The 12,225-nt window shown below is 70.2% G+C and carries 11 protein-coding genes; 1 reads left to right on the top strand and 10 read right to left on the bottom strand.

Annotation, left to right across the window (positions count from 1 at the left end):
- Positions 1 to 21 precede the first annotated feature (21 nt).
- The 10 genes from sigJ to ACH4G3_RS21815 form a co-directional block, all read right to left on the bottom strand.
- A complete protein-coding gene (gene sigJ, locus ACH4G3_RS21860) occupies positions 22 to 918 on the bottom strand; it encodes an RNA polymerase sigma factor SigJ (protein ID WP_397626065.1) in 897 nt (298 codons plus the stop codon).
- A 33-nt stretch (positions 919 to 951) separates the two neighbouring features.
- The gene (locus tag ACH4G3_RS21855) at positions 952 to 1,695 is read right to left on the bottom strand and encodes a PIG-L deacetylase family protein (RefSeq protein ID WP_033308606.1); all 744 of its coding nucleotides are present in this window, start codon (positions 1,693 to 1,695) and stop codon (positions 952 to 954) included.
- A 28-nt stretch (positions 1,696 to 1,723) separates the two neighbouring features.
- Entirely contained in the window at positions 1,724 to 3,025 is a 1,302-nt protein-coding gene (locus tag ACH4G3_RS21850; protein WP_397626064.1) for an alpha/beta fold hydrolase, read from the bottom strand.
- Between the two features lie 109 nt (positions 3,026 to 3,134).
- Positions 3,135 to 4,160 carry a LacI family DNA-binding transcriptional regulator gene (locus ACH4G3_RS21845; protein ID WP_397626063.1) on the bottom strand — a complete coding sequence of 342 codons (1,026 nt, stop codon included), beginning with the start codon at positions 4,158 to 4,160 and terminating at the stop codon, positions 3,135 to 3,137.
- An 88-nt stretch (positions 4,161 to 4,248) separates the two neighbouring features.
- Positions 4,249 to 5,673 carry a BNR repeat-containing protein gene (locus ACH4G3_RS21840; RefSeq protein ID WP_397626062.1) on the bottom strand — a complete coding sequence of 475 codons (1,425 nt, stop codon included), beginning with the start codon at positions 5,671 to 5,673 and terminating at the stop codon, positions 4,249 to 4,251.
- A gap of 17 nt (positions 5,674 to 5,690) precedes the next feature.
- Positions 5,691 to 6,011 (bottom strand): L-rhamnose mutarotase, encoded by a 321-nt coding sequence (locus ACH4G3_RS21835; protein WP_059414378.1) that lies wholly within the window; start codon positions 6,009 to 6,011, stop codon positions 5,691 to 5,693.
- Positions 6,012 to 6,028: 17 nt separating this feature from the next.
- The gene (gene rhaS, locus ACH4G3_RS21830) at positions 6,029 to 7,114 is read right to left on the bottom strand and encodes a rhamnose ABC transporter substrate-binding protein (RefSeq protein WP_397626061.1); all 1,086 of its coding nucleotides are present in this window, start codon (positions 7,112 to 7,114) and stop codon (positions 6,029 to 6,031) included.
- A 30-nt stretch (positions 7,115 to 7,144) separates the two neighbouring features.
- Positions 7,145 to 8,155 carry an ABC transporter permease gene (locus ACH4G3_RS21825; RefSeq protein WP_397626060.1) on the bottom strand — a complete coding sequence of 337 codons (1,011 nt, stop codon included), beginning with the start codon at positions 8,153 to 8,155 and terminating at the stop codon, positions 7,145 to 7,147.
- The gene (locus ACH4G3_RS21820) at positions 8,148 to 9,188 is read right to left on the bottom strand and encodes an ABC transporter permease (protein WP_397626059.1); all 1,041 of its coding nucleotides are present in this window, start codon (positions 9,186 to 9,188) and stop codon (positions 8,148 to 8,150) included. Before ACH4G3_RS21820 ends, ACH4G3_RS21825 begins: the two co-directional genes overlap by 8 nt.
- A complete protein-coding gene (locus ACH4G3_RS21815) occupies positions 9,185 to 10,702 on the bottom strand; it encodes a sugar ABC transporter ATP-binding protein (protein ID WP_397626058.1) in 1,518 nt (505 codons plus the stop codon). Before ACH4G3_RS21815 ends, ACH4G3_RS21820 begins: the two co-directional genes overlap by 4 nt.
- Positions 10,703 to 10,972: 270 nt before the next feature.
- On the opposite strand from ACH4G3_RS21815, the gene rhaI reads away from it, so the two are divergent.
- Positions 10,973 to 12,133 (top strand): L-rhamnose isomerase, encoded by a 1,161-nt coding sequence (gene rhaI, locus ACH4G3_RS21810; protein WP_397626057.1) that lies wholly within the window; start codon positions 10,973 to 10,975, stop codon positions 12,131 to 12,133.
- Positions 12,134 to 12,225 lie beyond the last annotated feature (92 nt).

Below are 12,225 nucleotides of genomic sequence, written 5' to 3'. Positions count from 1 at the left end.
CAACTGACGGGCGTTTTCCGGTCACACCGCCGGCCGGGGCACCTCCAGACGCTCCAGCCGCTCGGGGTCGGCCAGGATGTACATGTCCGTGATGCGGCCGTCGACGATCGTGACGCCCATGACCGACTGAACGCGGCCCTCGTGCGCGTTGACCATTCCGACCGAGCCGTTGACCAGGACCAGCTCCGCGCCCTGCGTGAACGGGGCGAACATGAGCGCCTGCTCCGCCACCGCCTTCGCGCCCTGGACGACCTTGGAGGCGGCCGCGCCCCGCACGAGCGCGCCCGAGTCGGCCCGCAGCAGGACATCCGGGTGCAGTACGGCCACCAGCGCCTCGAAGTCACCGGCGCGCGAGGCCGCCAGGAAGGCGTCGAGCACCTGCTTCTGCCGGCCGAGGTCCGGCTCGGCCGACGGGGTGGCGCCGCGCACCCTGCGCCGGGCGCGGCTCGCGAGCTGCCTGGTCGCGGCCGGGCTGCGCTCCACGATCGGCGCGATGTCGTCGAACGGCACGGCGAACATGTCGTGCAGCACGAACGTGAGCCGCTCGTCGGGCGCCAGGTTCTCCAGGACGACGAGCAGGGCCAGGCCCACGGAGTCGGCCTGGAGCACTTCCTCCGCCGGGTCGACGACCTGCGCCAGGGGTCTGAGCACCGGGTCCGGGACGAAAGCGTCGCCCATCGGTTCCTCGCGCCGTGCGGCGCGCGAGCGCAGCAGGTTCAGGCAGATGCGGCCGGTCACCGTCGTCAGCCAGCCGCCCAGGTTTCCGATGCCGTCCGTGTCGGAGCGGCTCAGCCGCAGCCAGGCCTCCTGGACGGCGTCCTCCGCCTCGGCAAGTGACCCCAGCATGCGGTACGCGACCGCCTTCAGATGGCCGCGGTGCTCCTCGAACCGCCCGGCCAGTTCCTCGCTGCCTGTCATGGTCTCCCCCGTCGTCTGTCGATCAGCCGCTGATCATCTGCTGAACAGTTCGAACGTCACCGCGGGCCTGCCCCCGAACCGCTCCCCCATGGCCTCGGCGTGCCCGGTCAGGAAACCGCGGACGTAGGTCTCCGGGTCCTCGTCGGTCAACACCTCGATGTAGCTGCGGTGTTCCAGCAGGGAGGCCACCGCGCGCTCCATGCCGGCCGTCGCGTCGACGGCGTGGGTGGGGGTGCTGGAGCCCGCGACCGCGACCCAGCGCACGCCGTCCCAGGGGTCGAGGCCTTGCTCGACCAGCTCGGGGAAGATCCAGCGGTTTCCGGCGTCGCCGGCCGCGTCGAGCGTGGCCCGGCCCACGGCCACGTGGTCCGGGGTGTTCCAGGCGACGCCGCCCCAGGTGTCGCGGTGGTTGAGCGTGATGACCAGCTCGGGCTTGTGCCGGCGGATGGCGGCGGCGATGTCGCGGCGCAGGGCGGTGCCGTACTCGATGACGCCGTCCGCGTGGTCGAGGAACTCCACCTCCGACACGCCGACCACCGCCGCGCTCGCCCGCTGCTCGCGCTCGCGCAGCGGCCCGCACCGCGCGGGCTCGATGGTGTCGATGCCCGCCTCGCCCCGGGTCGCGAGGACGTAGGCGACCTCGCGGCCTTCGTCGGTCCAGGCCGCGATCGCTGCGGAGCAGCCGTACTCGAGGTCGTCGGGGTGGGCCACGACCGCGAGGGCGCGCCGCCAGTCGCCGGGCATGGGCTGGAGTTGAGTGCTCGTCGGCTCCGTCATGTCGGCAGGTTAGTCCGCGCCACCGGCGTCACGCCTCGTCCCGCACGAGGGCCAGCAGCCGGTCCAGGACCCGCTGGCCGCCGGTCCGTACGCCGTCGTGCTCGAACTCGTCCGTTACCCAGGTGCGCAGGCCCCGGATGGCGCGGGCGGTGCGCAGGGAGTGGGCCGTGTCGACGTACATGTCGTCGTGGTAGACGGCGGCGACGACGGGTACGTCGTTGGCGGCGAGGCGGGCGGGGTCGTACAGGGGTGTCCAGTCGGTACGGGCGGCGAGCAGGTCGGCGGTCTCCCGCAGGGGACGCAGCGCCGGGTCGCAGTCGAACATCCAGGGGTGGATCGACTCGCCGGTGAACAGCAGCGGTTCGTCGCCCGCGAGGGCCTTCGCGGCGTCGAACTGCGGGAACTCGGCGCGGACCCGCTCGGCCGACCAGGCGGTGGGCCGGGCGTCCTGGCCGTAGATCGACTCGTGGATCAGGGCGTACAGCGGGTGGCGGGCGTAGGACAGCATGCCCTGCGCCTGCTCCTGGAAGGCGTCGGAGAGCGTGAAGCCCTGCGGGGTGCGGACGAAGGCGTTCTCCAGGAGGTAGTGGAGGCGGTGGGTGCCGTCGCCGGTGCCGAGGACGATGCCCAGGGACTGGAAGGCCTCGGCGGTGAGCCGGTAGCCGTTCGGCAGGACCACGTCGTGCGTCAGGAGGTGGTCGGCGATCCGGCGGGCGCGTTCGGCGTCCTGCGGGTAGCGGGCGTAGTGCGCGGTGACCTTGCGTTCGATGCGCGGGAAGGCGGCCCGGTAGACGTCGTCGGCGTGGGCGTCCAGGGAGGGCAGTCCGCCGGTGATCACGGCGGTGGCCAGGCCCTCGGGCGCGAGGGACAGGTAGGTGGTCAGGCAGAAGCCGCCGAAGCTCTGGCCGAGGACGGTCCAGGGGGCGCCGCCGGTGACCTGCGCGCGGATGGCCTCGCAGTCGCGGACGATCGAGTCGGCGCGGAAGTGTGTGAGGTGGTCGGCCTGTTCGGCGGGGCCGCCGCGCAGCGGCAGTGTCTGCCGGTTGGCGGGTGTGCTGTGGCCGGTGCCGCGCTGGTCGAGGAGGAGGACGCGGTACTCCTTGAGCGCGCGGCCGAGCCAGCCGGGCCTGCCGACGGAGCGGTCCGCGCCGAAGCCGGGCCCGCCCTGGAGGTAGAGCAGCCACGGCAGGTCCTGGTGCGCCTTGTCGCTCGCGACGACCTCGCGGGCGTACAGCTCGATCGTCTCGCCCTCGGGGCGGCCGTGGTCGAGGGGGACGGTGAAGCGGCGGTCGGTGAGGACGACTCCGGGCTGGCGGTAGCTGAAGGTCAACAGGGCTCCCGGGACGGACGGATTTTCGGACCGCGTCCCAGTTCATCACAGCGGGCGTCCGCTGGTGGCCCCTTCGGATCATGAAATCTTCCTGAACGGCGATTCAGGCTCAGCGGGCGGACAGACTGGAGCGGCGGACCACCAGCTCCGGCTGGAGGACCACCCGCCGGTGCTCGTGCGGCCGGGCCGGGCTCTCCTCCTCCGTCTCCTCCAGGAGCAGGTCGGCCGCCATGGCGCCCATGGTGACGGCGGGCTGCCGTACCGAGGTGAGCGGGACGGCGGCGGCCGCCGCGAACTCGATGTCGTCGTAGCCGACGATGGCGAGGTCGTCCGGGACGCCGACACCGGCCGCGTACATGGCCTGGAGGACACCGAGTGCCAGCAGGTCGTTGGCGCAGAACACGGCGGTCGGCCGGTCGGCGAGGCCGAGCAGGCGGGCGCCGGCGTCCCGGCCCGCGGCGACGTCCAGCCGTTCGGTGGGCAGCTCGCGCAGCGTGTCGGGACCGAGACCGGCCTCCGAGAGCGCTTCGAGGGCGCCCGTGCGCCGGTCGCGGACCTGGTTGAGGCCGGGCGGGCCGCTGACGTAGGCGATGGAGCGGTGCCCGGCGTCGACGAGATGGCGCACTGCCAGGGCGCCGCCCGCGACGTCGTCGACGGAGACCGAGCACTCGGTGGTGCCCTCGGCGACCCGGTCGACCAGGACGAACGGGATGCCGTGCCGGCGGAACGCCTCGATGTTGCGGCCGGTGGCGTCGGCCGGGGTGAGCAGCACGCCGCGCACGCGCTGCTCGGCGAAGAGCGACAGGTACTCGGCCTCCTCGCCCGGGTTCTGGGCGCTGTTGCAGACCATCACGCCGAGTCCGGCCTGGCGGGCGGCACGCTCGGCGCCGCGGGCGACGTCGACGAAGAAGGGGTTGCCCATGTCGAGGACGAGCAGCCCCATGATGCGGCTGCGGCCGGCGCGCAGCTGGCGCGCGGACTCGCTGCGGACGTAGCCGAGCCGGTCTATCGCGGACAGCACGCGGGCCCGGGTCTCGGTGGCGACCGTGTCCGGGCGGTTGATCACGTTCGAGACCGTGCCGACGGAGACTCCGGCGGCACGGGCGACGTCCTTGATACCCACCGACTGGGCCATCGGGCAGGGACCTCCAGGGGGAGACGAGGGGGGCGGCGGCCGGGGCGGCTTCACACTACCGGCACGCCGCCCCGGGAACCGGGCGCGGTCAGGCGGGCAGCCGGAAGTCGGTGACGTGCAGCGCCGAGGGCGTCGTACCGCTGGACTTCTCCTGGTACATGAAGGACAGCACCCCGTCCTGCGCGACGCGCATCTCGTCGATGACGACCTCGCCGAAGGCGTTGAGGCCGCTGCCGTCGAAGAGGATCTTCCAGTCGGTGTAGCCGGAGGCCGCCGAGGCGCCGGCGATCCGCCCGAAGGGGAAGATCGCGTAGGCGTTGTCGTACTTGTCCAGGATCAGCTTGGTGCGCTGGCTGGAGTTCAGCGGCACCGGGATCTCGGTCTTCTGCCAGGTGCCGGAGGCGTTCCTGCGGACGTGGAAGGCGCGGCCGTTCCTGGTCCGGTCGGCCACGTAGTTCGTGGTGCACTGGCCGAAGCGGCCGGGGACGTAGGAGATGATCGCGTGCGGTCGGCCCGCGGAGTCGGTGAACTGGCTCTCCTGGTTCATCAGGGAGTGGTCCGGGTTGAGCGGGTCGACGACCAGGCCGGCGTCGGTCACGGACACCTTGTCGGAGCCGCCGGTGACGCCGACGACGGTGCCCGCGTTGTTGCGCCAGGTGCGGCCGCGGTCGTCGGAGTAGACGTAGCCGGTGTCGTGGTTGGTGATGCCGCCGCCGTTGCACATCACGGCGCCGTTCTGCTCGCGCCAGGTGAAGAAGGAGTGCAGCCGGCCGTTGCGGTCGTAGTCGATGCCGTGCAGGTACATGTTGCGGGCGGTCGAGGAGCCGTGCTCGCTGGTGTACGTGCCGGTGGAGCTGGACCACTCCCCCAGGTTGGTCCACCGGGTGCCGTCGTACTCGGCGAGCGCGTTGCGGCCGTTGCCGGAGACGGCCACGCGGTAGCTCAGCTGGAGCTTGCCGTCGGGCGTGGACACGAACTGCGGGTAGGTGAACTGCGAGGTCAGCGCGAGGCCGTCCAGGGTGGACTGGGGTGCGCCGAAGCGGCTCGCGGTCCAGCTCAGCCCGCCGGGGTTGTCCAGGAGCCCGGCGGCCGACTTGACGTAGGTGAAGCCGTCGCTGTGGGAGTCCATGTTGAGGTGCAGCCGGCCGTCGACCTTCGAGACGCCCATGGAGATGACGTTGTGGGAGTCGTTCGCCTTGAGGGTGTGACCGACCTTGACCGTCGACCAGGTGCTGCCGCCGAGTACCCGTCGTCCGACGACGGCGCCCCGGTCGGCGGTGTACCAGACGGCGTACTGGTAGCCCTTGTAGGTCAGCAGGCCGTTCTTCTGGAACGAGTTGTTGTTGACCAGGCCGTCGTACGACACGAAGAAGATGGCCTGGCTGTCGAGAGTCGTGGTGCCCGTGCGGGTGACGGAGGGGCCCGGGTCGGCGGCCCGGGCGGTGCCGGAGGCCAGGGCGGGGGTCACCACGGCTCCGGCCAGGGCGGCGGCCAGCAACGTACGTCTGTGCATCTCATGAACTCCATCGTTCAGGCGAGGTGGAACACTTCCGTGAGCGGTTTCATGGCCTCGTCGGGCCGGGCGCCGTCCAGCGACTCGAAGAACGGCGCCATCTCCGCCTGCCAGCGGGCGTTGACGTCGGTGGCTTCCATTCCGGCCTGGGCGGCTGCGAAGTCCTCGGTCTCCAGGTAGCCGACGAGGAGTCCGTCCTCGCGCAGGAAGAGCGAGTAGTTGTGCCAGCCGGTGTCCGAGAGTGCCTGGAGCATCTCGGGCCACACGGCGGCGTGCCGCTCGCGGTACTCGTCGAGGCGGTCCGCCCTGACCTTCAGCAGGAAGCACACGCGCTGCATCAACAACCCTCCGGGAATCAGAAGTTGAACTGGTCGATGTTCTTGGCGTCGAACACGGTCGGCTTGCCGAGGCTGATCACGCCGTCCTTGCCGATGGTGTACTCGCCCATGGAGCCGGCCTTGAAGGTCTCGCCCTCCTTGCCGGTGATCTGCCCGGAGGACAGGGCGACGGCGGTACGGGCGGCCAGCTCGCCGAGCTTCGCCGGGTCCCACAGCTCGAACGCCTCGACGGTGCCGTTCTTGACGTACTTGCGCATGTCGTTCGGGGTACCGAGGCCGGTCAGCTTGACCTTGCCCTTGTACTTGGAGCCCGACAGGTACTGGGCCGCGGCCTTGATGCCGACGGTGGTCGGGGAGATGATCCCCTTCAGGTTCGGGTACTCCTGGAGCAGGCCCTGGGTCTGCTGGAAGGACTGCTGGGCGTCGTCGTTGCCGTACGCGGTCTTCACCAGCTTCATGTTCTTGTACTCGGGCTTCTTCAGCTCGTCCTTCATGAAGTCGATCCAGGTGTTCTGGTTCGTCGCGGTCTGCGCGGCGGACAGGATCGCGATCTCGCCCTTGTAGCCGATCTGCTTGGCGAGCAGCTGCACCTCGGTACGGCCCAGGTCCTCGGCGGAGGCCTGCGAGACGAACGCGTTACGGCAGTCGGCGGTGGTGTCCGAGTCGTACGTGACGACCTTGATGCCGTTCTTCATGGCCTGCTTGAGCGCGGTGCACAGGGCGCCCGGGTCCTGCGCGGACACGGCCATCGCGTCGACCTGCTGCTGGGTGAGCGTGTTGACGTAACTGACCTGACCGGCGGTGTCGGTGGCGCTGGACGGACCGACCTCCTTGTACTTGGAGCCCAGCTCGGCCAGGGCCTTCTCGCCGCCCTTGTCGGCGGTCGTGAAGTACGGGTTGTTGACCTGCTTGGGCAGGAAGCCGACGGTGAGGCCCTTCTTGGTGGCCGCGTTCGGGTCGGCCTTGCCGGCGGTGGCGGCGGACCCGCCCTCGTTCGCGACGTCCTTCTTGGTGGTGCCCCCGCCGCAGGCGGTGAGCGCCAGGGCGAGCGAAGTGGCGGTGGCGAGGGCCGCGCAGCTGCGGCGGAGGGTCGACTTGCGCATGGCGTTGGTCCTTTACGAGGAAGGGCTGGGTTATGAGGTGGGAGTCGAGGCGGCTCTGCGGCCCGCCCTCGCTGTGGAGATCTGCCGCACGACCCGGGGGCCGAGCACGGACAGAACGAGCAGGACGCCGGTGACGACGATCTGGGACTGGGCGGACACGTCCTGGAGGCTCATCACGTTCTGCAGCGCGCCGAGGAGGAACACCCCGGCGATCGCGCCGCCCAGCGTGCCCTTGCCGCCGTCGAAGTCGATGCCGCCGAGCAGCACGGCGGCCACGACGGACAGTTCGAGGCCGGTGGCGTTGTCGTAGCGGGCGCTGGCGTAGTGCAGCGCCCAGAAGATGCCGGTGAGGGAGGCCATCAGGCCCGTCACGGTGAACAGGATCAGCTTCTGCCGCTTGACGCGGATGCCGGCGAAGCGGGCGGCCTCCTCGCTCGCCCCGATCGCGAACAGCGACCGGCCGAACGGTGTGGCGTGCAGCGCGACCACGGCGATGGCGAGCAGGACGAGGAACGGCAGCAGGGCGTACGGGATGAACGTGTCGCCGATGCGCCCGGCCGCGAAGTCCAGGTACTGCGTCGGGAAGTCGGTCACCGCGTCGGAGCCGAGCACGATCTGCGCGATGCCCCGGTAGGCGGCCAGCGTGCCGATGGTGACGGCGAGGGACGGCAGCCCCAGCCTGGTCACCAGCAGTCCGTTGATCAGCCCGCAGACGACGCCCAGCAGGAGACAGATCGGGATGATCGTCTCGATGGCCATGCCCTGGTTCCACAGGGCGCCCATCACGGCACCGGACAGACCCGCCGTCGAGGCCACCGACAGGTCGATCTCGCCGGACACCACCAACAGCGTCATCGGCAGGGCGATCAGCGCGATCGGCAGCGTGTTGCCGATCAGGAACGACAGGTTGAGCGCGTTGCTGAACCCGTCGACGAAGCCGAAGGAGAGCAGCAGGACCACGATCAGCAGGGCGCCGACGGCGGAATCCCACCTTTTCAAGGCGGACCAGCGGACCGCTCGGCTCAGGGAGATGTCAGCCATGGCGGGCGTTCCTCTTCTTCAGGGCGGAGGCCACGCGCAGCGCGACGATCCGGTCGACCGCGATGGCGAGGATGAGCAGGATGCCGTTGATGGCGAGCACCCACACGGAGCTGACGCCGAGGGCGGGCAGCACACTGTTGATCGACGTCAGCAGCAGCGCGCCGAGGGCCGCCCCGTAGACGCTGCCGGAGCCGCCGGTGAAGACGACTCCGCCGACCACGACCGCGCTGACGACGGTCAGTTCGTAGCCGTTGCCCGTGCCGGAGTCGACGTTGCCGAACCGGGCGAGGTACATCGCGCCGGCGAGTCCGGCGAGGGCGCCGCAGAAGGTGTACGCGGCGAGGATCCGCTTGCGCACGGGGATGCCGGCGAGGCGGGCGGCCTCGGGGTTGGAGCCCAGCGCGTAGAGCTCTCGGCCGCTGGCGAAGTGCTTGAGGTAGTAGGCCGTCGCCACCAGCACCGCCAGCGCGATCAGCGCCAGGTACGGCACCGCCGAGATGCCTCCGGAGCCGAAGTCGACGAAACCGCCGGGCAGATCGGCCGCGGTGATCTGGCTGGAGCCGACCCAGATCGAGTCGATGCCGCGGATGATGTAGAGCGTGCCCAGGGTGACGACGAGCGCGGGCACCTGGCCGAGGCTGACGAGCAGGCCGTTGAGCAGCCCGAAGGCGATGCCGAGCAGGACCGCCAGCGCGATCGCCAGGACCGCGTTGCCGCCGCCCTGGAGATACGTGCCGGCGGCGAAGGCACTGATACCGAGCGTGGACCCGACGGACAGGTCGACGTTGCGCGTGATGACGACGAGGGACTGGCCGGTGGCGACGAGCACCAGGATCGTCGCGTTCAGCAGCAGGTCCTTGATGCCCTGTTCGGAGAGGAACTCGCTGTTGCCGGCCTGGGTGACGGCGATCATCACCAGGAAGACGACCAGGATGGCGAGTTCGCGCATCTTGAAGACGCGGTCGACGAGGCGGGTGCCGCTCGACTTGGGCACGTCGGCCACGGGGGCCTCTTGTGGGGTGACGACCGTCATGCGGCGGCCCTCCCGGTGGCTGCGGCCATCACGGTTTCCTCGGTGGCGTCGGAGCGTGGGATCTCGGCGGTGAGGCGGCCCTCGTGCATGACCAGCACGCGGTCGGCCATGCCGAGGATCTCGGGCAGGTCGGAGGAGATCATCAGGACGGCCACGCCGTCGGCGGCCAGCTGGGACAGCAGCCGGTGCACCTCCGCCTTGGTGCCGACGTCGATGCCGCGGGTCGGCTCGTCGACGATCAGCACCCGGGGCGCGGTGGCGAGCCACTTGGCGAGCACGACCTTCTGCTGGTTGCCGCCGGACAGGGTGTTGACGGTGTCGGCGATCCGGGCGTACTTGACCTGGAGCTTGACGGCCCAGTCGAGGGAGCGGCTGCGCTCGGCGCCGCGGTCCATCAGGCCCGCCTTCACCGTCGTGCGCAGTCCCGTGAGCCCGATGTTCCGCTCGATGGACATGTCCATCACCAGGCCCTGGGCGCGCCGGTCCTCGGGGACCAGGGCGAGTCCGGCGGACATCGCGGTGGACGGGGCGCCGTTGACCAGGGCCTTGCCGTCCACCGAGACCTCGCCGGCGTCCCAGCGGTCGATGCCGAACACGGCCCGGGCGACCTCCGTACGGCCAGCGCCGACGAGTCCGGCGAGGCCGACGATCTCGCCGTGCCGTACCTCGAAGGAGACGTCGGTGAACACACCTTCGCGGGTCAGGCGGCGCACGCTCAGGGCGACCTCGCCCGGCCGCACGTCCTGCTTGGGGTAGAGCTCGTCGAGGTCACGGCCGACCATGCGGCGCACGAGGTCGTCCTCGGTCATGCCCTCCAGCGGCTCGCTGCCGACCAGCGCGCCGTCGCGCAGGGTGGTGACCCGCCGGCAGATCTCGAAGATCTCCTCCAGCCGGTGGGAGATGAACAGCACGGCGGCGCCCTGTTCGCGCAGGGTGCGTACGACGCCGAAGAGGCGGGCGACCTCGCTGCCGGTGAGCGCTGCGGTCGGTTCGTCCATGATCAGGACGCGGGCGTCGAAGGAGAGGGCCTTGGCGATCTCGACGATCTGCTGGTCGGCGATGGACAGGCCGCGGGCGGGCCGGTCGGGGTCGAGTTCGACTCCGAGGCGCTCCATGAGGGCGGCCGTCGCGTTGTGCGTGGCCTTGTGGTCGATCCGGCCGAGGGCGCGCCGGGGCTGGCGGCCCATGTAGATGTTCTCGGCGATCGACAGGTCGGGGAAGAGCGTGGGCTCCTGATAGATCACGGCGATGCCGGCGTCGCGGGCGTCGCCGGGACCGTGGAAGGCGACGGGCGCACCGTCGAGCAGCACCTGGCCGGCGTCCGGCCGGTGCACCCCGGCGAGCGTCTTGATGAGGGTCGACTTGCCGGCACCGTTCTCACCGGCGAGGGCGTGCACCTCCCCGGGGAACAGCTCCAGGGAGACGTCCCGCAGTGCGCGGACCGCGCCGAAGGACTTGGAGACGTCCCTCAGTGCCAGAACCGGGGCCGGACCCGTGGTGGACGGGTGGGTCATGGGGGCTCCTCGACGACGCCGGCGGGACGGCCTCTCGGCGTCGTGGGCGTCGTGAAAGGTTTCAACTGGATTGCCGGGACGTTAGGCGGGTCGCGCATGTCACGTCAATGGGTTCCGGTCGAAAAAGTTTCGAGGACAGAAGGTCACACCCTGATCACGGGAAACCGTGTCGGCCGGAGGGGTTGACACCCCTCCGGGGGGCCCATAACTTCGCGTACTGAATCGTTTCATTCAGTGGTCGTTATGACCCGATGCCTCAGGAGCCCTGACGTGACCGAGCTCGCCGCGGTGAAGGCCGCTCTCAAGACCCAGGCAGTCGAGACGCCGTCGTGGGCGTACGGGAACTCGGGCACGCGCTTCAAGGTGTTCGCGCAAGCGGGTGTGCCGCGCGATCCGTACGAGAAACTGGACGACGCGGCGAAGGTGCACGAGTTCACGGGGGTCGCCCCGACGGTCGCCCTGCACATTCCGTGGGACAAGGTCGACGACTACGCGGCGCTGGCGAAGCACGCGGAGCAGCGCGGGGTGAAGCTCGGCGCGATCAACTCCAACACGTTCCAGGACGACGACTACAAGCTCGGGAGCATCTGCCACCCCGAGGCTTCTGTGCGCCGCAAGGCCGTCGACCATCTGCTGGAGTGTGTCGACATCATGGATGCGACCGGGTCCAGCGATCTGAAGCTGTGGTTCGCCGACGGGACGAACTATCCGGGGCAGGACGACATCCGGGCCCGGCAGGACCGGCTCGCCGAGGGGCTCGCGGAGGTCTACGAGCGGCTGGGCGACGGGCAGCGGATGCTGCTGGAGTACAAGTTCTTCGAGCCGGCCTTCTACTCGACCGATGTGCCGGACTGGGGCACCGCGTACGCCCACTGCCTGAAGCTCGGGCCGAAGGCACAGGTCGTCGTCGACACCGGGCATCACGCGCCGGGCACCAATATCGAGTTCATCGTGGCGACGCTGCTGCGGGAGGGGAAGCTCGGGGGGTTCGACTTCAACTCGCGGTTCTACGCGGATGACGACCTGATGGTGGGGGCAGCGGATCCGTTCCAGCTGTTCCGGATCATGTACGAGGTGATCCGGGGCGGGGGGTTCTCGCCCGAGGTCGCGTTCATGCTCGACCAGTGCCACAACATCGAGGCGAAGATTCCGGCGATCATCCGGTCGGTGATGAATGTGCAGGAGGCCACGGCGAAGGCGTTGCTGGTCGACGGTGACACGCTGGGTGCGGCGCAGCGCAGCGGGGATGTGCTGGAGGCGAATGCCGTGCTGATGGATGCGTACAACACGGATGTGCGGCCGTTGCTGCGGGAGGTGCGGGAGGAGATGGGGTTGGACCCCGAGCCCATGGCGGCGTACCGGCGGTCCGGCTGGGCCGAGCAGATCGTGGCCGAGCGGGTTGGTGGGCAGCAGGCCGGTTGGGGGGCGTGAGCGTCTGCCGGGTTCTGTTCGATTCGGGCTGCGGGCCGGTTGTGGCTGGTCGCGCAGTTCCCCGCGCCCCTGAGTAAGTCACCCACCGTCCC

The sequence above is a fragment of the Streptomyces afghaniensis genome, from assembly GCF_044327915.1.
Classification (GTDB): domain Bacteria; phylum Actinomycetota; class Actinomycetes; order Streptomycetales; family Streptomycetaceae; genus Streptomyces; species Streptomyces afghaniensis.
This window is presented reverse-complemented; position numbering and strand designations above follow the sequence as displayed.